Source organism: Anaerophaga thermohalophila str. Valhall, from assembly GCF_000250735.1.
GTDB classification, from domain to species: Bacteria; Bacteroidota; Bacteroidia; order Bacteroidales; family Marinilabiliaceae; genus Anaerophaga; species Anaerophaga thermohalophila_A.
Genome location: NZ_AHZV01000331.1, coordinates 1 through 25,202, shown reverse-complemented (window position 1 = coordinate 25,202; position 25,202 = coordinate 1). Strand labels below are relative to the sequence as shown.

General features: G+C 41.5%; 13 protein-coding genes. 12 read left to right on the top strand and 1 reads right to left on the bottom strand.

What is annotated here, in order from left to right:
* Positions 1 to 2: 2 nt before the first annotated feature.
* The 12 genes from OQ5_RS0116980 to OQ5_RS0116925 all read left to right on the top strand — a co-directional run bounded on the left by OQ5_RS0116980 (position 3) and on the right by OQ5_RS0116925 (position 20,709).
* Positions 3 to 1,304, top strand: a complete 1,302-nt coding sequence (locus OQ5_RS0116980; RefSeq protein WP_245531747.1) for a TolB family protein — start codon at positions 3 to 5, stop codon at positions 1,302 to 1,304.
* A 96-nt stretch (positions 1,305 to 1,400) separates the two neighbouring features.
* On the top strand, positions 1,401 to 2,573 hold the full coding sequence (locus OQ5_RS0116975) for a pteridine-dependent dioxygenase (protein WP_016778632.1): 1,173 nt from the start codon (positions 1,401 to 1,403) through the stop codon (positions 2,571 to 2,573).
* 738 nt (positions 2,574 to 3,311) lie between these two features.
* Positions 3,312 to 6,548, top strand: coding sequence for a SusC/RagA family TonB-linked outer membrane protein (locus tag OQ5_RS0116970; RefSeq protein WP_016778631.1), 3,237 nt, complete (start codon positions 3,312 to 3,314; stop codon positions 6,546 to 6,548).
* Between the two features lie 104 nt (positions 6,549 to 6,652).
* Positions 6,653 to 8,353, top strand: a complete 1,701-nt coding sequence (locus OQ5_RS0116965; RefSeq protein WP_026055363.1) for a RagB/SusD family nutrient uptake outer membrane protein — start codon at positions 6,653 to 6,655, stop codon at positions 8,351 to 8,353.
* Positions 8,354 to 8,570: 217 nt separating this feature from the next.
* On the top strand, positions 8,571 to 9,839 hold the full coding sequence (locus OQ5_RS0116960) for a glycan-binding surface protein (protein WP_010420032.1): 1,269 nt from the start codon (positions 8,571 to 8,573) through the stop codon (positions 9,837 to 9,839).
* 25 nt (positions 9,840 to 9,864) lie between these two features.
* Entirely contained in the window at positions 9,865 to 12,009 is a 2,145-nt protein-coding gene (locus tag OQ5_RS0116955; protein WP_016778630.1) for an IPT/TIG domain-containing protein, read from the top strand.
* Between the two features lie 205 nt (positions 12,010 to 12,214).
* Positions 12,215 to 13,582, top strand: coding sequence for a glycosyl hydrolase (locus OQ5_RS0116950; protein ID WP_016778629.1), 1,368 nt, complete (start codon positions 12,215 to 12,217; stop codon positions 13,580 to 13,582).
* A gap of 290 nt (positions 13,583 to 13,872) precedes the next feature.
* Positions 13,873 to 15,090 (top strand): glycoside hydrolase family 27 protein, encoded by a 1,218-nt coding sequence (locus OQ5_RS0116945; RefSeq protein WP_026055362.1) that lies wholly within the window; start codon positions 13,873 to 13,875, stop codon positions 15,088 to 15,090.
* A 144-nt stretch (positions 15,091 to 15,234) separates the two neighbouring features.
* Complete coding sequence (locus OQ5_RS0116940; protein ID WP_016778627.1) at positions 15,235 to 16,347, top strand: glycoside hydrolase family 26 protein; 1,113 nt, start codon at positions 15,235 to 15,237, stop codon at positions 16,345 to 16,347.
* A gap of 245 nt (positions 16,348 to 16,592) precedes the next feature.
* Positions 16,593 to 17,795 (top strand): glycoside hydrolase family 130 protein, encoded by a 1,203-nt coding sequence (locus OQ5_RS0116935; RefSeq protein ID WP_016778626.1) that lies wholly within the window; start codon positions 16,593 to 16,595, stop codon positions 17,793 to 17,795.
* Positions 17,792 to 19,012, top strand: a complete 1,221-nt coding sequence (locus OQ5_RS0116930; RefSeq protein WP_016778625.1) for an AGE family epimerase/isomerase — start codon at positions 17,792 to 17,794, stop codon at positions 19,010 to 19,012. The genes OQ5_RS0116935 and OQ5_RS0116930 overlap by 4 nt, the downstream gene beginning before the upstream one ends.
* Positions 19,013 to 19,305: 293 nt before the next feature.
* The gene (locus tag OQ5_RS0116925) at positions 19,306 to 20,709 is read left to right on the top strand and encodes an MFS transporter (protein WP_016778624.1); all 1,404 of its coding nucleotides are present in this window, start codon (positions 19,306 to 19,308) and stop codon (positions 20,707 to 20,709) included.
* A gap of 196 nt (positions 20,710 to 20,905) precedes the next feature.
* Here the strand turns inward: OQ5_RS0116925 and OQ5_RS0116920 are convergent, their stop codons facing one another.
* A complete protein-coding gene (locus OQ5_RS0116920) occupies positions 20,906 to 24,898 on the bottom strand; it encodes a hybrid sensor histidine kinase/response regulator transcription factor (RefSeq protein ID WP_016778623.1) in 3,993 nt (1,330 codons plus the stop codon).
* Positions 24,899 to 25,202 lie beyond the last annotated feature (304 nt).

The following is a 25,202-nucleotide window of genomic DNA, read 5'->3' as shown; positions in this document are numbered from 1 at the left end:
CGTTGAATTTTAAACTTACTGATCATTTCTCTGAGATATATGTCGAGGTTAGAGGAAAAAATAAAGTATTGGTTTCAGAAAGTAATAAATATGCTGATTTCGATAAAATCGAATGGGAAACATTGTTAGAGAGTAATGTTGGTCGTGCGATTGGGGTTAACGTTTTTGCGAAGAGCGACAGTGGATGGATTGCATTCAACCCCTTTTCTGTCTTTGTTAAAAAAGAACCAATTGACCCATATCTTGTCTACCGATTGATTGCTCCCGGGTATCAGGTGTGGAGCAGTATGGGAATTTATCAACGTTCACTTGAGGATTTCAGGCAAACAGAGGTGGTTACTAACAGACTTTTTCCTGGTGCTTGCATGAATTGTCATTCCTTCCGTGAACGAGATCATGAACAAATGATGTTTCATCTGCGTGGAAAGAACGGAGGAACTTTTATTACCAATGATTCCGGGGTGATTAAAATTAACTCAAAACCAGACCAGTTATATTCCGGGTTTCAATATCCTTATTGGCATCCGGGAGGTCGATATATCGCATTCTCTATTAACAAAACAGCTCAGGCTTTTCATGCAACTAAAGAAAAGAGAATTGAAGTTTTTGATTCAAAGTCTGATGTTGTTATTTATGATACTCGGGACAATAAGGTTATTACAGATAAAAAATTGATATCGAAGGACTGGTTTGAGACCTTTCCAACCTTTTCTCCTGATGGGAAGTATTTGTATTTTTGCTCATCAAAAGCAACAAAAATGCCTGCTGACTATCAGGATGTAAAATATAATCTTTGCAGAATTGAATTTGATCCAGCAACAGGGGAGTTAGGAACAAAAGTTGACACCCTGGTTCGTGTTTCCGACACTGACCAGAGTGTTACATTTCCAAGGATATCACCTAATGGGAAATTTTTAATGTTCACTCTTGCAGACTACGGCAATTTTTCAATTTGGCATAAAGAAGCCGACCTTTATCTTCTCAATCTTGAGACAGGGAGGTATAGACCACTTGAGCAAGTTAATAGCAATGATACCGAGAGTTATCACTCATGGTCTTCTAATTCAAATTGGGCGGTGTTTAGCAGCCGTAGAGTAAATGGGCTATATACAATGCCTTATTTTGCCTGGATAGGAAATGATGGAAAAGCGGGCAAACCATTCTTGCTTCCTCAAAAAGATCCGAATTTTTATTTGAATTCATTTTATTCTTTTAATATTCCCGAATTTGTTGATGATAATATCTCTTTGTCAGTAAAAGAAATTGAAGAAGCCTACAACATGGAAGGAATAAAAGTTCAATGATTGAGATTTGTTGAATGTAGTGTCCACAAAAGGGAAAAGGAAAGGGGAAAATTTTTGTTATTTAGAAGTAAACTTATTAGAAAGAGATTTTTAAGAATGAATCGAACCTATCAAATAATTACCCCTGCAGAAGAGCAGGATATAGAAGGAGAATGGCAAAGCTGCCTCGCCCAGCTCAGGGAAATGGGCAGAAGCAATAAATTATTCAAACTGGTGGTTTTTATTGATGCCGAAGAGGAAGAAAAGTATCTGCGCTATCGGACTATCATTATCAATGACATTATTGAGCAATTTAAAGATGAAGTCCCGGCACATACAGTTTTGGCCCAAAAACCGGAAAATGGATTTCATGTCACCATAGAAGCGGGAACAATGTCCTCTGGTGAGGTTGAAATAACTTTTAAGGAAGTGAATGATTTGTTCTATACTGTTGTCAGAGATTCATTCCATAAAGAGATTTGGGCATGTGGTATGGGAAGTAAAAATTTTTCTTCAGGGGATGTCAAAGAGGATTCTTCCGGAGCTTTTACCGATATGCTTCAAGTTCTCGAGAATGAGGGCATGAACATGGACAACGTTGTCCGTCAATGGAATTATATCGGACACATACTTCATATAGAGCGCAGGGGAGGAAAAGCAATACAAAACTACCAGGTATTTAATGAGGTAAGAAGTCAGTATTATAAGAAGTACAGGAATGGGAAAGATTTTCCTGCTGCCACTGGTATTGGAACATCGGCTCAAGGAGTATCTATCGATTTTTATGCAGTTGAAGAATATAAAGAAGTTATAAATGTCCCTGTTGATAATGAGCATCAACAGAATCCTTACGCTTATGGACAGGATGTTCTTGTAGGAGTAGCCTTGTCAAATCGTAACAAAAAAGAACCTCCGCAGTTTGAACGGGCCCGTCTGCTTGCCTTCCCCGGTAATACAACATTGTTTGTCTCAGGTACGGCATCTATTGTCGGCGAGAAAACTGTAGGAGTTAATGATTTGAAGAGACAAATTGATACAACCGTTAGGCATATCAAAACCCTTACAGATTCAAACAATATAAAAAAGCATGTTCCCGATTTTGTAACTACTTCAGCTAACTATCTGTTGCTCCGCATCTATGTTAAGTATGAAAAAGACTTCGCACTGGTTCGCAATATGTGTGAACAGATATATCCGGGAACACCCATGGTCTTTGTCAAAGCCGATGTTTGTCGTGATGATCTGCTGGTAGAAATTGAAGGAGAAGTAATGTTTGGGTTAAAACATTAGAAGGGGTGCTAAATATTTGGTTTTCTGGTATAGTGAATGAAGCACGCTAAAAATTATGCAATTGATCTATTTTAGTCACTACATGTTGTTTTAACATTATCATCATTTTTGACTGTTTGAGCCAAAGTGTATAATTTTTATTGTTAAAAAATATCAATATAACAAAAATACTTCCTCGGTGTTTCCTCCCTTATTTTACTTTATTTACAGCTTACTATGCCTGATATGAATTCGACTACTCCTTTGTAAGTTCGGTAACTTAGGTAACAACATATATTTCTCTTGTTAGACATTTTTTTCTGAAACATAGTTTCATTTCAATAATAAAGTCAAAATTTAACTACTCGTAAAGACAAACTATTTTGATTATTATTCCACCTATAGCGCGGTGATAATATGAATCCTACATTAATTCACTCATATCATTCATAATTTTTAATGATAAAATAGTATGTATAATTAAACCGAATTTTGTATTTGACTTCGTCTTGCTTTAATTTCTTTCTTTGTAGATCGTATTTCTTGTATCCCTCATCTTGTTTTAAATGATGCAATAACAATGTGTAGCTCTATTCTCTTTTATATTCACGCTTTTTCTTTTCAGGAATACAATTTATTAAATTTTGATAGAAAGTGATAAAATAATATTAGCAATTAAGTATTTGTTAACATACATTTGTATTTATATAAAAGTGTATTTTTCACAGCTAAACTCAGTTGAATTTTAATTTTTTACTTATGAGAAAAAATCTGCGGTTTTTTTTAGTGATGTTTTTTCTTGCCTTTCATTTTTTAACTTTTGGGCAGGAAAGAACCGTAACGGGTAACGTTACCGATGAAACCGGGGCGCCACTACCCGGTGTTTCCGTCCTTATTCAGGGGACTACATCCGGTACCATTACTGATATTGACGGAAATTACAGTATTACTCTTGAGGAAGGACATGATGTGTTAAGATTTTCCTTTATCGGGTTTAAAAACCAGTCCATTGAGGTGGGAACCCGGTCGGTTGTTGATGTTCAGATGGTACCTGAAACAAGGGCCATAGATGAAGTTGTGGTTGTTGGTTACGGTACAATGAAAAAAAGCGATGTTTCCACAGCCAGTGTTTCTGTGAGTGGGGATGACCTTGAAGAAACCATGTCGGCCAATCTTGATCAGGCCCTTCAGGGACGCGCTGCCGGCGTAACGGCTATTACTACTTCCGGCCAGCCAGGTGCATCTGTTTCTATCCGGATACGGGGGCAAAGCACTTTGAGCTCAGGTGCGGCAGAACCTCTCTATGTAGTAGATGGAGTACCTATCCAAAATGTTATTCAGGGTAGTCATGACGTTGGAATTGGCGACCGGCTTGGGAATGGTCCGGTTAGTACTTTTGGCGGCGGATTGTCAAGCATCAACCCCTCTGATATTGAATCCATGGAAATTTTAAAGGATGCTTCCGCAACCGCCATTTACGGTTCAAGAGGTGCCAATGGTGTAGTACTCATCACAACAAGGAGAGGGAAAACCGGTGAACCGAGGTTTAACTACAATTTTGAGTACGGGATTCAGGAACAAGCCAAACGGATCGACGTATTGAATTTGCGTGAATATGCAGAATACAGTAACAATATTGCTGCCGAAACTGACGGAAGGGAATCCCGTGAGGAATTGTTAGACCCCGGCTTGTTAGGTGAGGGGACAGATTGGCAGGAAGCTGTTTTTCAATCCGCTCCTATGCAGAAACATCAAATTAGTGCCAGTGGCGGAACAGAAAAGAGCCGGTATTTTATTTCCGGTAGTTATTTTGACCAGGAAGGTATAGTAGTTGGTAGTGGATACGATCGTTTCACCGGGCGTGTTAATCTTGATGTTGAATTGAAGGATTGGTGGGATGTCGGAACAAATTTAACTTTCGCACAGTCGGAGGATGACCTGGGGCTGAACAACAGTGACGAAGGAATCATTAACGTCGCTTTAAAGACTTCGCCCGATGTTCCTGTCTATAACGTAGATGGATCGTGGTCTGGTGATGAAAGAGAAGGATCGCCAGGCAAAATTAATCCAATCGCTAAAGCGCTTGATGAAGAAATAAGACTTGAAAGGACCAATTTTATCGGTAATATTTATAGTGATATTACTTTCATCGAAGGCCTTGACTTACGTACCGAGGCTTCTCTTAATATTGGCAACACGGATGCATATACGTTTCTTCCAACCTATCAGTACGGAAATGTCAGTAATACACAAAACAGTTCGCGCTGGCAATATAACAAAAACAGATACTGGGAGTTGAAGAACTATTTAACTTATAGCAGATCGTTCGGCAATCACAATCCAACAGTTATGGTTGGACAGGAAGTATCTGAATCTTCATGGGAATACCTGAGTGGAACAAGTAATGCCCTGCCTAGTAATGAAGTCCACTCGCCAAGTCTCGGCGAGAATAACACCATGACTGTTGGTTCAGGTTTTGGAAGCGGTTCTATGGCATCCTTTTTTACCCGCGCCAATTACAATTACAACAGAAAATACTATTTAACTTATACCTTCCGGTATGACGGCTCTTCAAATTTTGGTCCTGAAAACAGATGGGCGCCATTTCATGCAACATCTGCTATGTGGAGAGTTTCGGATGAGCCATTCTGGGATGGTATCAGCCCTATTGTAAACAGCTTTAAGATACGTGCAGGCTGGGGGCAGACAGGAAACGCGGATATCGGCGGTTACCAGTGGGGAGCATCGATTACAAAAATGCCTACCGGACTTGGAATGGGGTATCGGCAGAGTAATATTGCAAACCCCTATATCCAATGGGAAGAGCAGGAACAGTACAACCTTGGAATCGATTTTGGCCTGTTTAGAAACCGTATCGATGTTGTTATAGATCTTTATCACAAAACATCGACAGACATGTTGATGTCCATGCAGTTACCTTCCTATATGGGTACAAGGGGTAATGCTTCGTCACGCCTGAATCCTCCAATGGGAAACTTTGGAGAAATACGTAACAAAGGGGTTGAGATTACTTTTAACGCCGTTCCTGTTGCCCGGCCATTGTTCATGTGGGAGAGCAATATAACCTTTACAATGAATGATAACACATTGTTGGGCTTAACAGATTCTCCATCAGCCCATATTGAAGGATATGGACAATGGAGTGACGTTGTAACCCTTACCGAGATAGGGCAATCTCTTTATGGTTTTTATGGCTATAAGGTAGATGGTATTTTTACGAGTAAAGAAGACATTATTAACAGTCCACGTCAGGAAGCTTTTCCATCAGTTAACGAAGATACAGGCGAACTTATATGGGATCGCGCCACCACTACGTGGGTTGGCGATCTGAAATTTAAAGATATTTCAGGTCCCAATGGTAAACCTGACGGTGTCATTGATCAATACGACCGAACGTTTTTGGGGTCACCCTGGCCAACCTTTTCTTATGGCTGGAATAACACTTTCCGGTACAGGAATTTGGAGTTGACAGTTTTTATAAACGGAAATTATGGCAATAAGGTACTGAACTATATCGGAAGAAGTCTTACAAGTATGGACAATTTGTGGGACAACCAACTTTCAGAAGTTACCGAACGAACCATTCTTGGACCAATTGAGGATGTTGAAGGATGGTACAACGATATCGATAATGTTCAGATTGTTCAGATGGGGAAAGATAATATGCCAAGAGCCATCGCCGGAGATCCTAATGATAACACAAGAATTTCTGATCGGTACATTGAAGATGGTTCCTACCTGAGATTTAGAAACGTGTCGCTTTCTTATTCTGTCCCTAAAAGAATTATTAACCGATATGGTGTAGACAATCTGAAAGTCACTGCCGGGGTTCAGAACTTGTATACTATTACAAATTATTCCGGGTTTGATCCCGAAATTGGCGCCAGCCAGACAAGTGCGAACGTTTACGGACTTGACAACGGCCGTTACCCGGCACCTCGCATTTTTATGTTTGGATTGGACGTTGCGTTTTAGAAGATTTCTGAATAGGATCCCGATATTTTAAAAGTTACCCAAAAAACTACGGGTTATTGTTGATGAAGGTTCCTGTTGGATTAAAACAACAAAAATTGATTCGTATGAAGAATGTATTAAAATATAAAACAATTGGAGTCCTGGCAGTTTTACTTCTTACTGCTACATCCTGTGAAGATTTTTTGCACCGACCTACAGAGGACTCCTACACAATTGATAATTTTTATCAAACGGAAGAACAGTGCTTTCAGGCGGCCAACGTTCTGTATAACTCGCCATGGTATGATTTTCAAAGAGGTTTTCTATGGATCGGAGATCAGTTGGCCGGAAATATTTATACCGGAACTGAAACCATTTATCAGAATTTTAACCTGAACTCAACCAATGAGGATTTGGTGAATGCATCCAATTCTTTATGGCTGGTTAACGGACACTGCAATGCGGTTATAGAAAATATTGCTTCCAAATCTGGTTCCGGTGTCAGTCCGGAAGTAAAAAATACGGTTACTGGAGAAGCGATGACTTTTAAAGCGTTAGCTTACTTTTACCTGGCAAGAATATGGGGTGCAGTTCCGATAATTCACAGTAATACTGAAATAATTGGTGCCGGAACAGCGACAGACCTTCGAAGAAACAATCTTGAAGATGTATATGAGTACATTGAACGAACCCTTTTGAGGGCCATTGAGTTGTTGCCTGCCGATAACCGGGAAGGACGAATTAATAAGTATTCTGCAATGGGCCTGCTGGCTAAAGTCTATCTGACCAGATCCGGGCTCGGAATGAACGGAAGCAGGGACCAGCAGTATCTTGACCTTGCTAAACAATATGCTAAAACTGTAATTGATGAATATCCCGGTACGCTTGAGCCTGTATACAGTAACCTTTTCCGTATTAGTACCGGTAATTATAACTCAGAAAATCTGATTTCGTGGCGGTGGACTATTTCTAATACATGGACCTCTCAAAACTCCATTCAATCCGATGTAGCGCTTAACAATTTTACCGGTATTGCCGGTGATACATGGGGCTCATGGCGAGGTGTTACAATTGATTTGCAAAACCTGTTTGGAGAAGATGCTCTTAGTCCAACGCGCCAGAATGATGATACAAGACGAAAAGCAACCATGATGATGTGGAACGATCATTATGATTATTTCTGGCGGCATGTTGGTGGATTCACTGCAACGATGGATAATGACAATAATGTTGCAGGTGCTACTTTTGGTGTCCCGACAGGTGCGTTCATGGTAAAGCACATTGTAGGACATTATGAGGGCGATCATGCTGCTGAAAACGGCAACCTCGGACAACGTATGGCAACCGACCTGGCAACGCATATATTGCGATTAGCGGATGTTTATCTCATTTATGCTGAAGCTATTTTGGGGAATAACGAGTCGACTACTGATACTGAAGCGTTGAAATATTTTAATGCTGTGAGGCAAAGAGCTATACCAGATGCCGATCCTGTTACGAGTCTTACATTTGAAACAATATTCAATGAAAGGAGAAAAGAATTTGCAATAGAGGGCGACAACTGGTACGACTATGTCAGACTCTCATACTATAAGCCTGAATTAGCGCGCCAATGGATTAATCAACAGGAAAGGGGCAGTTACGAAGGAGATATTTATGGATATTACAAAGGTGAAGTCGATGCTTCAGAAATTGCCGTAAACTCATTTAAGGTCAATATTACACGCGATGACTTTACTTTGCCGTTCCCTGATATTGATTTGTCTATGAACCCCAATTTGAGTAAGGAGCCGGTACCGTTCGATTTTAGTACCATTCCTTATTAGAAAAACTCACAGGCTATTAGACCAAAGACATAGGTTATTCATGAATTGAGCATGTCGCAATATGAATATGTATAAAACCTTGTATGGGAGTTCCATTAGACCTTAAAAATCAATTTTTATTCTGATATAATTATTAGTGAATCAAATTAATGATTGGATACAGTGTGAAATTGAGTTATAAAATAAATAAAGACAACAACTTAGATAATATTGTGTTATGAATAATATAAAAGAGCCTTTAAAAAGAAGTACTGCATTTAAGCTTTTACTCCTTTTAATAGCCGTAATGTTGACCGGGACTGTTTTTCAGTCCTGCGAAGACAATTCGGACAACGGAACCGGTGATATGCCGGAGATTAAATATGTCCGGGTTACAGACCCGCTGGCCTCAGATTCCTTGTTGGTCAGTGCATATTTGGGAAGTACGATCGCCCTGGTTGGCGAAGACCTTGGTAATGTGGTAGAGATATGGTTTAATGACCAGAAAGCTGTACTCAATGTCAATTATATAACCAATGATGCCATTATTGTAACTATTCCGAATACCATTCCGGAAGAGGTTACGGATCAAATCAAACTCGTAACACGGGGAGGGTTGGAATATACATACGATTTCCAGGTTCAGGTGCCGGAGCCTCTTCTTACTTCTATGAAGTGTGAATATGTGCCTGCAGGCGGCGTGGCTATTATCCGTGGCAACTATTTTCTGGGTAGCGAAGAGAAGCCTTTGCAGGTATTTTTCCCGGGAAATATTGAGGCAGAAGTAGAAAGTTATACGCTTAAGGAGATTCGTGTTATTGTCCCCGAAGGAGTTGGTTCGGGTCCTGTTACCGTTAAATCGATGTATGGCTCAACGCGTTCTTCGTTTTACTTCCGCGACGATAGAAACGTCTTTCTTGATTTCGACACAATGTTTGGTGCCGGGTGGCGTTCGGGAAACACGCAAGGTAGTAATCCCGAAGGTGTTTCAGGTGATTATCTGGCACTTTCAGGCACTCTTACAGACTGGGGCTGGGTGGAAGACAATCTGGCCATGAACCTTTGGGGAACCTGGATTAATAATCCGCTTCAGAAGAACCCCTTATTTGAACTGGGGGATAATAGTCTTTCCGATATGGCATTAAAGTTTGAAGTTAACGTGGTTAATCCCTGGGCAGTGGGTTATCTGCAATGTATTTTTACACCACAGGATGTTCCTGACGTTAACGGAGGTAACAGCTATTACAGTGATGCCGGTCTTGGACGTGCTTTGTGGCGACCATGGTTCGAACAGCAGGATAATTTTCAGACTGAGGGATGGATAACCGTTTCTATCCCAATGACTGAATTTAGGTTTTCTCATGATGCTTCTGTCAATGACCTCTCATTGACATATCCAGATGATTTTGGCGGCTTTACCTTCTTTGTATGGGGCCCTGCATTAGAAGCTGACCTGGAACAAGATTTGTTCTTTGCCATTGATAATGTAAGAGTAGTGCCAAAATAGTTCATAATTTATTAATCTGATCGTTATGCAAACAAAATTCAATAAATATATACGGTATTCATTCAGTGCACTGATGCTTATTGTACTGGGTGCCGGTATGCTTTTCATATCATGTGAAGACGATGATGATGAAGGCAATGATAAAGTTGAACTCTTCAGCTATGGGCCAATGCCTATAGCCAGAGGAGCAGAACTAAGGTTCATCGGTGACAATCTTGATAAAGTAACGGCTATAATTATTCCTGACGGCATTGAAATTGATGCCTCGGAATTTACAACCCGCACAACCGAGTTAATAACACTTACCGTGCCACAAAATGCCGAAGAGGGATTGGTTGTATTGAAAACACCCCAGGGTGATATAACAACTAAAACACCTATAGGCTATTCAGAACCCATCTCTATTGATGAATTCACTCCGGCAACCATTCGGCCTGGCGAAGTTCTCACCATAAATGGAGATTACCTTAATCTGGTGAAAGAGGTGATCTTCACCGACCGTGTAGTGGCCGATACGTCATTTTTCGAATCACAGAGCCGTAAAGAGCTGAAAGTAACGGTTCCTGAAGCCGCTCAAACCGGTATTATTGGTGTTTCAAACGGGGAAGAGGAGCCGGTAATTGTTTATTCCGAAAGTGAGTTGAACATTACTTTGCCTGTATTTGATGAGATTTCGCCTAATCCGGTTAAGGCTGGCAGTGAACTCACTATTTCCGGTTCCGATCTTGATCTTGTTGTATCTTTGAAGCTTGGAGGAGATATCGAGATCGGCTCTGATGATTTTGTTAGCCAGAGTGCTGACCAAATAGTTATTTCTGTTCCTTTAAATACCCGGGATGGAAATATTGTGTTACTTCCTCTCTCCGGCGTTGAAGTAATTTCCGGAACAGAACTTCAAATGCTTCTTCCGACCATCAATTCGATTGTGCCGCTAACATTAAAAAACGGTGAAGATATAACGGTTACCGGTGAAAATCTTGATCTTATTTCTTCTGTCGTATTTGAAGGAGGTTTTGAAGGAGTCATTGCTGAAGGAGGGACACCTGCCGAAATTACTGTTACTACTCCCGATGGGGCTCTTTCAGGTGCAGTTGTTTTCAATACTCTTGCACAGAAATCAGTAACAGGCGATGAGCTTAACTTTCTTGCCCCTTCTCTGACATCGTTTAGTCCTTCAGAAATAAAACCAAATAATTTGCTAACCATTACCGGCGAAAATCTGGATTTGGTAGATAAGGTGATTTTTTCGGGCGGTGTTGAAGGAGAAATTACCAGTCAAACAGAAACCGAAATAATCGTTACTGTGAAAGTAGGTTCTGAAACAGGTGTCATTACTCTTGTCGCTATTAACGGCGTTGAGGTTGAATCTTCCGGACCGGTTACAATCCTTTCCAATCTTCCGGACGTGACCGGTTACGAGGAAAGCAAGGCAACACCTGGTCAGATTCTGACTATTCTGGGCTCGAATCTTGATTTAATAAAGGAACTTGTTTTTCCGGGCGAAATTAAGGCAACTGCCTATGGTGAGAAAACCGACACCCGCGTCGAGGTTTATGTGCCCGAAGATGTCCCCACAGGGAACGGCCAGATTCGCGTTATTACTTATGAAGGCGAAGAAGGCCTTTTACCCGAAATTTTCTTTGGAGGTGTCGATCCGGTTCTTTATCCCGGTCTTGTCTTTAATGATTTTGACGAAGAAGGACATAGTCTGGATTGGGACAATTGGAGCGGTATCAGTGCATTGATGGATGATGGTAATGGCGTATCGGGCAAATACCTGAAGGGTGCAGCCCAGCTTGGTGCATGGGACTGGAAATGGGTATGGGGATGTAATCATAATGATGTCTTTCCAAAGCCCGAAGTGGATGCTGATAATCATGTCGTCAAGATTGATGTAAAGATCGAAGGGGCTATTAGTGATGATTCAAATAATTTCCAGTTAAAACTTGCTGGCAAGGATTCCCAATGGTTTAAACTCGGCATCCAAAATGATGACGGAACCTGGGGTACCGGAGACGGTTGGGTTACTGTAACCTATAATCTTAATGATATAGGAATCACTGGTGATATCACCAACAGCGGTGATTGGGGACTCATTACTCAACCTCCCGCCGGTTTGGATTTCACCAGGATTAGTCTGGATAATTTCAGATTTGAGCCGGTTCCGTAAAGAATGATTCTTGTGTATTTCAAGAAGGTTTCTAAAAAGACTAATTTTTACTCTGTGGGACTCTGTGCCAACTCCGTGTATCTCTGTGAAACAATGAATTGCACAGAGTATCACAAAGTACGCACAGAGTATCACAAAGTACGCACAGAGTATCACAGAGTTTTTACACAGTCGCTATTCTTTAACTAACTCAAATAATGGAAGTATGATAAAAAGAATATGCATACTTTTTTGGGCATTTCCTCTTTTTGTGTATTGTTCGAATGATTCGGAAGAAAAGAAACCTCCACCTGTTGTAGAGTCAACATCGCCTGTCGACGGGGCCGTGGATGTAAATGTTTCGGCAGAAGTTTCTGTTACTTTTGACGAGGTTGTGGAATTGGTCGAGAATCACGGTATTTCTGTAAATAGTAAACAGGTTGCGGCAGATGCTTCCTTCAAAAAAATATTGATAGATGCAGCTCTCGAATATGGAACTCAATACGAGGTGACAGTTCCGGCAGGGGCCGTCGTCAACACTTTTGGGATTCCTTCAGAGCATGACATTACATTTTCCTTTACTACCCGGCCTCCTGTCGAAATCACCTCCGACCTTGTTGTTTCCAATCCCACTCCTGAAGCCAAAAATGTCTACAACTTCCTGAAAGAGAATTATGGTTCAAAAATTATTTCAGGAGCTATTGCCAATGTAAGCTGGAATATAAATGAAGCAGAATGGGTGTATTCACATACCGGCAAGTATCCCGCAATGAACACATACGATTATATTCACCTGAATTGGGCACCTGATAACTGGATCGATTACTCCGATACACAGGTTGTTGAAGATTGGTGGGCCAACAATGGATTGGTAGGTGCCTGCTGGCACTGGAATGTTCCATTATCCGAAGGAGCATCGGAATATACCTACAGACCTGAAGAAACTACTTTTCATGCTGCCAACGCTACAATTGATGGGACCTGGGAAAACGACATTGTAAAAGCCGACCTCGAAGAGATAGCAGGGTATCTGAATTTATTGAAGAACAAAAATATCCCCGTGATCTGGCGACCGTTGCATGAAGCAGCCGGGAATATCTATGAATACGACGGCGGCAAAGCATGGTTTTGGTGGGGGGCTGATGGCGCTCAGGCCTTTAAAAATTTATGGGTATATATGTTTGAGTATTTTGAACAGCAGGGATTGAACAATCTCATCTGGGTATGGACCACACAGGCAAAAGATGATGAATTTTATCCCGGAGATGAGTATGTAGACATTGTCGGCAGGGATATTTATAATAATAATGATGCCGATGATATTGCATCACAATTTGAGGCAATACAAGACGCTTATCCTACCAAGATGGTCACTTTAAGTGAAATGGGAAGTGTTGCTAAAATTTCCGATCAGTGGAACAATGGCGCATTATGGTCATGGTTTATGCCATGGTACGACTATGAACGTACCAATAATCCCGGTGATACAGATTTCAGCGAAACCAATCATACGCATGCAGCCATAAGCTGGTGGGAAGACGCGGTTTCTCATGAGGCTGTGATTACCAGAGATGAAATGCCCGATCTGAAATAACGTTAGAGGTTAAAAATAGTATAGATTGAGTTTATTACCCCGAACCGGATATTCATTTGTTTGGTTCGGGATTTTTGTTGCTAAATAATAATGATATATGGCATCTTAGAAAACAAAATGGTTTTCCTGATAATGCCTCTTTTGTAGGTGATAAGTCATCCTGCAACGATTACAAATGGACGAATTATACAAATAACTGAAAGAATTGTACTTGTAACTAAGGTTTAAAATCCGGTATTTTGTTGGAAATTAATCCGAAGGATGATTGTGTTAAAAAAAATATCTGCAATATGATTACTAAAAAGAGTTTGTTTGTTGTCTTTACTTTTATTTTCGGGTTTGGCATTCAAGCCCAAAAATTTGAAGAGTTGGCACTTACTCCGCCAATGGGCTGGAACAGCTGGAATAAATTTGCCTGCGATATTAATGAAGAAATGATTCGTGGCATTGCGGATGCCATGGTAGAAAGTGGGATGAAAGAAGCAGGTTATAAATATATCGTCATTGACGACTGTTGGCATGGCCGACGGGACAGTTTCGGCTTTATCTATCCCGATTCCACACGTTTCCCCAATGGAATGAAAGCGCTCGCCGATTACGTTCATTCTAAAGGACTGAAGCTGGGCATTTATTCTGATGCCGGAACTGAAACCTGTGCCGGGTATCCCGGAAGTCGTGGTTATGAGTACCAGGATGCACTTCAATATGCAAAGTGGGGAATCGACTATTTGAAATATGACTGGTGCAATACCGAAAATATAAATCCTGTCGGGGCTTATACCACAATGCGTGATGCGTTGTACAAAGCAGGTCGGCCTGTTGTGTTCAGTATGTGCGAATGGGGCAACAATGAACCCTGGAAGTGGGCCGAAGACATTGCCCACCTATGGCGTACCACAGGAGACATCTTTATTTGTTGGGACTGCAAACACGAACACGAGGGTGGCTGGTACTCCTGGGGTGTAATGAAAATCCTGGATATGCAGGAGGGATTGCGCAAATATGCCGGTCCCGGCCATTGGAACGATCCTGATATGCTGGAAGTCGGCAACGGCATGTCGGTCAATGAAGACCGCGCGCATTTTTCAATGTGGGCCATGCTGGCTGCTCCCCTTATTGCCGGAAACGACCTGAGAAATATGTCGGAAGAAACCATTGAAATCCTTACCAATGAGGAGGTCATTGCTGTCGACCAGGATTCACTGGGTGTTCAGGGCTTCAAATACAGCAGCAAAGACAGCCTGGAAACCTGGTTTAAGCCTCTGGACAATAATGAGTGGGCTGTTTGTTTCCTTAACAGGCGTGCAGAACCGGCAGTGGTTGAATTTGACTGGGAGAATGAGAATGTGGTAGATGAGATATTTGGTTACGAGGCCAAATTCAATGAGATTACATACGCAATACGCAATCTCTGGACCAGGAAAAATATTGGCAAAACCAAAAGGGCTTTTAAGGCCACTGTTCCTTCACATGATGTGATCATGCTACGACTGAAACCCTTAAAATAGCCGAAGAGACAGTCATTTCACCAATATCTCAGACTAAATTTTACACTGATGAAACGAGCATGACAAGGTTTGTCACAAGAGAACATGTATAAACCCAATCATGCGAGTTCCATCAGACCAATAACTTAGACTAATTTTATACTGATGAAATTGTTTTTCTTATTCCTGTTGGGGAATGTTTTGCTCTCATGTGTGACCAGGCCTTCTGAAAATTTATCGCATAATCCTGCCGATAAGCTGTTTGAACAACTTAACGCGATAAAAAATAATGGGATACTTTTCGGACACCAGGACGACCTGGCTTATGGTGTTCACTGGAAATATAAGGAAGGACGCTCTGATACATACGAAACCGCCGGCGATTATCCGGCTCTGTTTGGATGGGAACTAGGCGGTCTTGAATTGGGACATTCTGTAAATCTGGACAGCGTTCCTTTTGAAAAGATGCACGAGTTCGTTCTTAAGGGGTACCAAATGGGTGCTGTCATTACATTTAGCTGGCATCCATACAGTGCGGTGGATACCACTAAAAGCGCCTGGGATAATGATCACAAGGTGGTTAAGCATATAATCCCGGGCGGCAGTCATCATGAAGTATTTAAAGATCATCTTGATAAGGTAGCAGCTTTTTTTTCGTCACTCAGGACAGAAGAAGGTCAACAAATACCGTTTATTTTCAGACCCTGGCACGAAATGGATGGTGGCTGGTTCTGGTGGGGCAGTAGTTTGTGTACCCCTGATGAGGTTAAAAAACTTTTCAGATTCACGATCGAGTATTTGCGTAACGATAAAGGTCTGAATTTCCTTTCGGCCTATTCTCCCGACAATCATTTTAACAGCGAAGAGGAATACCTGACATGGTACCCGGGAGATGATATCGTAGATATAGTGGGGATGGATAATTACGGTGATTTTCGTGTTGGGAGTGAAAATTTAGAAGCCGCCCGTCAAAAACTTGAAATTGTCGTCGGGTATGCTGAGAAAACCGATAAAATTGCCGCTTTTACAGAAACAGGCCTTGACAGAATGACAGATAATAAGTGGTTTACACAAAAGCTCGGTGAGGCATTCCCAAAAGGGAGTGAGGCTGAAAAAATTGCCTATGTAATGCTTTGGAGGAATGCCGATACGACCCATTTTTTCAGTACTTACCCGGGACATTCCTCGGCTGCTGATTTTAAGAAATTCGTCAGGCGTGAAAAAGTTTGGTTACTGGAAGACTGGAACAGATTTAAGAAGGAGAATAAGCTTGAATAATTTACGGGGTTACAAAAAGAGTCACGAACTCACAACTTCAGATCAGACACACATATTGTAAAAATTTTTAGCGAGTTTACAATACTCCGTTAAACTTTTGCAATACCCTGCAAACCAATTGTTTGTGCTTACAGAGATTTGTTTATTAAAATGCAGTATATCAAGATTGTACGGATCATCTTATATCTAAAAATCTAAAAATCTAACGATCTATTGAGTTTACAGACACGCACTAAATATTGGCTATGAAGAATGAATTATTTAACGAACGTCTTGAAAGAGTGTCACGGGAGCATGAAAAATTGCTGACAAGGCCGAATGAACCGTTGTTTAGCACAAATGGAATTTATAATCGTTACAAGTTTCCCATCCTGACACGCAACCACGTACCCCTTCACTGGCGATTTGATATGAATCCCGAAGCCAATCCGCATTTTATGGAGCGCATTGGGTTTAATGCAACTTTTAACGCCGGAGCCATTAAGTGGAACGGGAAATATGTTCTGGCGGTTAGAGTTGAAGGCAACGACCGGAAATCGTTTTTTGCTATTGCCGAAAGTCCAAACGGCGTTGATAATTTTCGTTTTTGGGACAGACCTGTTACTTTGCCACAGAACGAACTACCCGATACCAATGTCTATGATATGCGACTTACCAGGCATGATGACGGGTACGTTTACGGGGTGTTTTGTTCCGAACGTAAAGACCCTGATGCCCCTGAAGAGGATACGAGTAGTGCGGTTGCTGCTGCCGGAATAGCACGAACCAAAGACCTGATAAACTGGGAGCGCCTTCCCGATCTTGTATCAACAACAGGCCAACAGCGTAATGTGGTTTTATTTCCACATAAAATTGATGGTAAATATGCATTCTATACGCGACCGCAGGTCGGTTTTATTGATACCGGGAAAGGCGGTGGTATCGGATTTGGTCTGGCCGACGATATCGAACATGCAAAAATAAAAGAGGAAGTAATTGTTGATGCCAAACGGTATCATACTGTTTATGAGGTAAAAAACGGACTCGGCCCGCCACCGCTTCGTACCGGTAAGGGATGGTTACATCTGGCACATGGGGTAAGAAACACGGCAGCCGGATTACGGTATACACTTTACTTGTTTATGACCGACCTTGAAAAGCCATGGATTATAACTCACAAACCTGCCGGTTATTTTATGGGGCCGCTTGGAGAAGAACGTGTGGGGGATGTTTCCAACGTACTTTTTTCAAACGGCTGGATTGCTGATGATGACGGCAAGGTCTTTATTTATTATGCTTCTTCGGATACCCGTATGCATGTTGCTACTTCTACGATCGATCAATTGGTTGATTACTGTATAAATACGCCTCCGGATAGGTTTTATAGTGCCCGTTCGGTAGAGACAATTAACGGGTTGATAGATAAAAATAAAACCTTTGAAAGCACTCAAAAGAAAAAATTAGCATGAACCAGAAAGACGAATTGCTGAACGATCTTCGCAAAGAATTGGAGGATATACTTCTTTTTTGGCGTTTGCATACCATCGATCATGAGCATGGAGGCTTTGCCGGAGAAGTAGATGCAGAAGGGAAAATTATAGCACAGGCGGACAAAGGTCTTGTTTTAAATGCCAGAATTTTATGGGCTTTTTCTGCTGCTTACAATTTTTTCAAAGACGAACAATACCTGGAACTGGCTCATCGGGCCTTTGATTATTTGGTTAACCATTTTTGGGACAACCGGTATGACGGACTTTTTTGGGCCGTTAATTTTAAGGGCGAGGTGATAAATTCAAGGAAACAGATATACGGACAGGGATTTGGAATCTATGCCTTTTCAGAGTATTTTAAAGCATCGGGGAGTCGCGAAAGTTTTGATCTTTCAGTAAAACTGTTTGACTTGATAGAAACACACAGCTTTGATCCTGTAAATGGAGGCTACCTGGAAGCATTGTCGCGGGAATGGGGGCAAATGAAAGATATGCGATTGAGCCCCAGGGATGCCAATTCACCTAAGAGCATGAATACTCATCTTCATATTCTGGAGCCTTATTCCAATCTGTTTCGTATCTGGCCTACAGATGAACTGCGAAATAAAATGAAAAGCCTGGTGAGGGTCTTTCTTGATAATATTTTGAATCAGGAATCGTGGCATCTTCATTTGTTTTTCGACATGGATTGGACAGTGCAATCTGACATTGTTTCTTATGGGCACGATATAGAAGGGGCATGGCTCATTAATGAAGCAGCCGGATTGATTGGAGATGACCATCTGGAAAAAGAAACATGCCGGAAAACATTGCAAATGGTGAATGCGGTAATTAAAGACGGGTGGGCTCCCGACAATTCTCTCTATTATGAAAAAGACCTTAATAAAGAAGAGTTGCACAAAGACCGTCATTGGTGGGTTCAGGCTGAAGCACTCGTGGGGTTCATGGATGCTTTTGAGCATACAGGAGAAACGGTGTATTACGAAATGTTCAGGAAAGTCTGGAATTACATTAAAAATCATGTAATAGACCATGAAAAAGGCGAATGGTTCGGGATTATTAATGACAACGGGCAGCCCGATCGCAACGGTCTGAAAGCCGGGTTTTGGAAATGTCCGTATCACAATACCAGGGCGCTGATTGAAAGTATTCAACGATTGCAACATGTTGCCGCAGAAAGTAATGAGGATTCATGATGAGTGCACATCTACAAAGTCAATCGTCAGTCAAACAATATTCTAAACGCAGAGACGCAATGACGCAAAGTTTTTATTATGAGAGAGTTGTGGCTTATGGTATTTACTGTGTAAACAATTAATTACCAAACAACTGTACAAGTTTAACAGAGTATTGTAAATGAAACGAGCATGACAAGGTTTGTAACAAGAGAACATGTATAAACCCAATCATGCGAGTTCCATCAGACCAATAACTTATACATAATTTATACTGATGAATTATCTCATATCTTATAATCTAACGATCTATTATGAGTAATACCGTCATAAAATTGAAGGAAAAAATTGCATACGGTTTTGGTGATGCTGCCTCATCGATGTATTGGAAGATTTTCACTGCTTACCTGGCTATTTTTTATACCGATGTATTTGGTATTCCTGCAGCCGCTGTAGGTACCATGTTCCTGGTTACACGTGTTTGGGATACCGCGAATGATCCCATTATGGGAATTATAGGAGACCGCACTAACACCAGATGGGGTAAGTTTCGTCCTTATCTGCTCTGGATGGCCGTGCCTTTTGCTATAATCGGTGTTCTTTTGTTCACAACGCCCGATCTTAACGTAAACGGGAAGATTATTTATGCTTATGTTACCTACACGCTTATGATGATGGCTTATACTGCCATCAATGTCCCTTATGCCAGCTTACTGGGTGTGATGACAGCCGATTCTGACGAACGCACCAGCCTGGCTTCTTATCGTATGGTTTTTGCTTTTGCAGGAAGTTTGCTGGTGTTCGCCATCTTTCAGCCTACTGTCGATTTCTTTCATCATGTTCTCAATTTCAGCGAACAGACCTCCTATCAGCTTACAATGACAATTATCGGTATAATTGCAGTAGGCTTTTTTCTGATGACTTTTTCATGGACACGTGAACGTATTCATCCTCCAAAAAACCAGCAAAGCAGCCTGAAAGAGGATTTTAAGAACCTTCTTGGCAATGTTCCCTGGTTTATCATTCTGGGAGCTGGAGTAATGACATTAATTTTTAATTCTGTTCGTGATAGTGTGGCATTGTACTATTTTAAATACTACGTTATTGATGAAACGGCTTTGGCCATTTCTTCTGCAACTTTTACCTACAGCACCCTTTATTTGTTCCTGGGACAGGCTGCCAATATGATAGGGGTTATTATGGCCAGACCTGTTTCAGCCAGAATCGGGAAAAAGCGGACTTTTATTTATGCCATGTTTATAGCTGCTTTGCTGAGTGGCATATTCTATTTTTGTAATCGCGAAAATTACTTCTTTATATACCTGCTTCAGGCATTGATCAGCTTTTGCGCAGGGATTATTTTCCCGTTGATGTGGTCGATGTATGCCGATGCAGCGGATTATTCTCAATATAAAACCGGCCGTCGGGCAACAGGTTTGGTATTTTCAGCTTCCAGTATGTCACAAAAGCTCGGATGGACACTGGGCGGATCCATCACCATGTGGCTTCTTGCCCTGTTTGGTTTTCAGGCTAATGTGAATCAAACACCCGAAACAATCGAGGGGATCAAATATATGATGAGTTTCATTCCGGGTATTGCAGCCCTGATCTCCGGCGCTGTTATGATTTTTTACAAGCTGAGCGACAGTAAAATGGATGAAATTATTGCCGAACTCGAAAGAAGAAGGGCGGCAGAAAGGAATGATATTACTGAATAAAGTCACAATACTACGTTAAAGTTTTACAGATGCCTGGTAAAAAATTGTTTACACAATTAATTACACAAACCACAATGCTCTCATAATAAAAACTTTGCGTCATTGCGCCTCTGCGCTTAGGCTTTTCTTAACTGACTATTGAAAAAGAACAATGGAAAATAAATTTGAAACAGGCTGCTGAAAAAGTCAGCAGCCTCTATTTGTACCCCTTCGGCGACACACCGAATTTAGCCTTAAAACTTTTAGAAAAACTCGATAAACTGGTATAACCGACGGCATACATTATTTCGGTAATGTTTCCATCTTTGTTTTTGAGCATATTGGCAGCCTTTTGCATGCGGTAGTTGTTGATGATCCCGCGCGTGGATTGTCCGGTTATGGATTTTAGTTTACGGTAAAGATGAGTGCTGCTCATCCCGAGTGTTTCACTGATCATATCTACCGAGAAGTCGGGATTTTCAACATTTCTTTCAACAATCGACATTACTTTTTTCAGGAAGCGTTCGTCGGGGTGTTCTTTCTCGTACGTTTCGTCTGGAGAAATCAATAACCTGTTTTTGATATACCGGGCCATTTGTTCTTCACGTCTGAATATACTTCTGATGCTTGATCGCAGAAACTCAATGTCGAAGGGTTTGGTGATGTACATGTCGGCTCCTTTGTTCATGCCTTCGGTTTTATCGATATCGAGTGTTTTGGCCGTCAGCAAAATTACCGGGATATGGGCGGTAGCTGATTCGCTTTTCAGGTATTGGCATAATTCGGTGCCGCTCATTACCGGCATCATGACATCAGAGATAACCAGATCGGGCTGTTCTTTCTGTGTCAGTTCTATTCCCCGGGCACCGTTCTCAGCAAAAACCAGTTGATACTCCTGTTCCAGGTTCATTTCAAGGTAGTCCAGAAAATCGGGGTTATCATCAACAACCAGAAGTTTCTTAGCCCCTTTGGGTAGCGTTATCGGTTCTTTTTCAACGGATGTCTTTCCGGGATAAATATGGTTTTCCGTCCTCTCAACCAGCCCTGTCGCATCAACATAAGGAAGTTGCAGAGTAAATTTGCTGCCTTTACCCGGAGTGCTTTCCAGCTTGATGTTACCGCTATGCAACCGGGCATATTCCATCGACAGAGTCAGGCCTATGCCTGAACCTGAGCCTGCGGGCTTGCTTACATTGGTCTGATAAAACAGATCGAAGACATGTTTTCGTTCATCCTCGGAAATGCCAGGGCCCGTATCATTTACACTGACTTCAATGATTTTTTCTTCGTTATCAGTTTCTGAAACCTCCAGTTCTACTATGATCCTGCCGCCATCGGGTGTATATTTAAAAGCGTTGGACAGAAAATTGAACAGAATGGTTTCTACTTTTTCCTTGTCAATTCGACAATTGAGAGATGACAACCGGGTGTTAAAACGGTAATCCATTTGATGACGGCGGGCCAGATCGTCGAAGGAGTTAAAAACTTCTCGTGTGAAATCCACCAGCTCTGTATCTTCCGTCACAATTTGCAGTTCGGAGGATTCAATTTTTCTGAAATCGAGGAGCTGATTAATAAGCTTATAGAGGCGACCGGCGTTGCGATGGGCGAGTTCTGTCATGTGCTGTAATCTGGTATCACTGATGCCGGCGTTAACCAATTGTTTCAGAGGGGAAATTATCAGCCCGAGCGGAGTGCGGAATTCATGAGAGATATTGGTGAAGAACCGTATTTTAGCCTGATAAAGTGCTTCGCTGTGCTGTTTTTCAATCTTAACAATTTGCAGTTCATTTCGAAGCCTTTGACGGTAACTGTAAACCCGGAAAACAAAATAAGTCATCCCCACAATAATAAGTACATAAAGAGTTAGGAATACATTGCTCAACCAGATAGACGGGGAAATATCGATTTGCAGCTCCCGGGAATTGCTCCAAATACCGAGATGATTGGTGCCCTGAACTTCGAACGTGTATTCACCGGGCTTCACATTGGCAAATACGGCAAAATTGTTGTTCCCACTGTTATATATCCAGTCATTTTGTGCCGGTTTCAGCCGGTACCTGAATTGTCCTTTGTCGGGGAACAGGTAGTCCAGCGTGGAGAACTCAAAAGTCAATGAGTTTTGTTTGTATTTCAGATTCAAGGCATCGGCGTAAGCAATGTCGGTTTGTAATATCCCGGAACCGGAAGGAAGTATGTTTTGATTGTTAATCCGCAGTCCTGATATCCGAACCTGTGGTTTCATACCTGGAAGATCGATTTGTCCCGGATCAACTTCCACGTAAGCATTATCTCCTCCAAATAAAATATGACCGTTTGTGGTTACTGCACTGCAATAAGAATAGAATCCTTTGAACGGAGAACCGGGATTTACCGGAATAGTAATTATTTCATTATCACGGGTATTAATTCTCACAATGACATTTTGGGTGGTTCCCCAGAGATTTCCGGACGCATCCTGTTCCAGGTTGATCAATTTTTGCGGCGTTGTGATGTTTATATCCGTTTTCAGTATTTTCCCCGATTTTGTGTCATATTTTAGTAGCAAATCTTCTGCCGCTATCCAGATATTATCATTATGAGCGGAGAGCAATGCCGTAATGGTTTTTCCGGATGTCTCTTTGGCAACAGCCTCGATTAGTGTTTTTTCGAAAGTGTTGCGGTTTATTTCCCATAACAGAGGTCCGCTGCCATAAAAAATTTTCCCTTTATGGGAGAGTAGTCTGCCTTCACCGTCTTTATCAGCCCGTTTGAACGTTATTTGCTCTGGAGAATTTCCCGTTTCTGACACCTTAAATACACCTCCCTCCCAGGCGCTCACCCAAAAATTTCCTTTACTGTCCTTAGCAAAACCACTGATGTAGTTTGACGTTAGGCCATTGTTACGGCTTGCGGTTAATGCGTACATCTCCTTTTTTTCAGGATCCCAGATGTCGATTCCACCTGCCGTTCCTATCCATATCCGAGCTCGGTTATCCTCTTCAAGAGCATAGACATTGTCCAGTAATAATCGTCTTTCGGGGCCGGAGGTGGTCGAGAAAGTTTCTCTTTTCCCCGATGCGGAGCGCTTAACCACCCCGTGTATAGTGGCCAACCATACATTTCCGTTCCGGTCGGTGAGGATATCCCTTATCTGGTTTCCGATTCGCGGGTCTTCAAAGCTGAAAAACTCTTCATGCAGCTGGTAATAGGGTTCGCCCCTGTCAACCAGGCTTACCCCGCCCGATGTTATTAACCACAGACGTTGCTGACGGTCTTCATAAATCTCCCAGACTACGTTGCTTGCTATGGTGTTTCCAACCATCGGATCGTGATAGTAAGTACTTACCTTTCCGGTGTTAGTGTTAAGTATGTTCAGGCCAAAATCGGTGCCTAACCACAACAGCGTGTCGTTCTGGATATGGATGGTTTTGATGACTTCATTGCTGAAATTCGTATTCGAAGTATTGAACAGTTCATATTCCGCGGTACGTGTATTAAACCTGGCCAGGCCTGTTTCTGTACCTACCCATAGTAATGAATCATTCGTCTGCGGACAGCCATTGATCGAAACCACGAGATTGTTCTCAAGCAAGGGTTTATAATTTCCTTTAACATTAAAAGAGACAATGGTGTCGCTGCGATATCTGTTCAATCCGTCGTATGTTCCTATCCAAATATCGCCGTTCTCTGATTCGTAGAAAGAACGGATGGTGTTGTGAGATAATCCCGAGTTGGAGCTGTTGTAGAAGGTGTAACGGTTCTCTTTTTCATCAAACTTCAAAAGTCCGCTTGCAGTGCCTATCCATACATTGCCTTTGGTGTCGGCATACAGTGTTCTGATAACCCTGTGTTTTCCAACATTTATTTGTTCTATGCGAAAGTTCCTGACATCGATGGTACATAATCCGTCCCAGGTTCCAACCCATATCCGTCCGTTGCTGAAAGCCAGCGCTGAAATATTATTGGAAGGCAGGGAGCCGGCAGTCCCTGTTTTTTGAAAGGCGATCATTTTGAAACCGTCGTAGCGGCACAATCCCTCTTCTGTGCCTATCCAGACAAAACCATACGGATCCTGTACGATGGAATTGGTTACATTCGATGACAGACCTTGTTCTATTGTCAGGTTCGAAAAATAGAGCGGATGAACGGAACGAGCTTTTTCTGTATCGAAAGAGAATAATACCCACAGCGTGATTATTCCTTTAATGAAGAGACTTTTTATGATCATTTGAGTATCCTTCCTGTTTTTCTCCGTCCAATTTTAAAAGAAAAACACTACATCAAAATTAGAAATATTTTAACACAATTCATCTTGATGATGGATTAAAAACAATTTCTGTAAGAAATGGACAATAAGTGTAATTAGCTCATAAATAACTTGTAAGATGATTGAAGCCATGGTATATGCGATAAATGTAAGAAACAGACAATAATTGGAAGGATGAAGACAAATACACTTTTTAATGCTTTTTTATATTTGATTTCGTGAAAATGTATACAGTTAATAAATCGTTAGATTTTTTGATATAAGA

Excerpts from the sequence above, each read along its gene's own strand:
- OQ5_RS0116970 (WP_016778631.1), top strand. The coding sequence starts at position 3,312 with ATGAGAAAAAATCTGCGGTTTTTTTTAGTGATGTTTTTTCTTGCCTTT.
- OQ5_RS0116975 (WP_016778632.1), top strand. The coding sequence starts at position 1,401 with ATGAATCGAACCTATCAAATAATTACCCCTGCAGAAGAGCAGGATATA.
- OQ5_RS0116965 (WP_026055363.1), top strand. The coding sequence starts at position 6,653 with ATGAAGAATGTATTAAAATATAAAACAATTGGAGTCCTGGCAGTTTTA.
- OQ5_RS0116955 (WP_016778630.1), top strand. The coding sequence starts at position 9,865 with ATGCAAACAAAATTCAATAAATATATACGGTATTCATTCAGTGCACTG.
- OQ5_RS0116940 (WP_016778627.1), top strand. The coding sequence starts at position 15,235 with ATGAAATTGTTTTTCTTATTCCTGTTGGGGAATGTTTTGCTCTCATGT.
- OQ5_RS0116920 (WP_016778623.1), bottom strand. The coding sequence starts at position 24,898 with ATGATCATAAAAAGTCTCTTCATTAAAGGAATAATCACGCTGTGGGTA.
- OQ5_RS0116960 (WP_010420032.1), top strand. The coding sequence starts at position 8,571 with ATGAATAATATAAAAGAGCCTTTAAAAAGAAGTACTGCATTTAAGCTT.
- OQ5_RS0116935 (WP_016778626.1), top strand. The coding sequence starts at position 16,593 with ATGAAGAATGAATTATTTAACGAACGTCTTGAAAGAGTGTCACGGGAG.
- OQ5_RS0116930 (WP_016778625.1), top strand. The coding sequence starts at position 17,792 with ATGAACCAGAAAGACGAATTGCTGAACGATCTTCGCAAAGAATTGGAG.
- OQ5_RS0116950 (WP_016778629.1), top strand. The coding sequence starts at position 12,215 with ATGATAAAAAGAATATGCATACTTTTTTGGGCATTTCCTCTTTTTGTG.
- OQ5_RS0116945 (WP_026055362.1), top strand. The coding sequence starts at position 13,873 with ATGATTACTAAAAAGAGTTTGTTTGTTGTCTTTACTTTTATTTTCGGG.
- OQ5_RS0116925 (WP_016778624.1), top strand. The coding sequence starts at position 19,306 with ATGAGTAATACCGTCATAAAATTGAAGGAAAAAATTGCATACGGTTTT.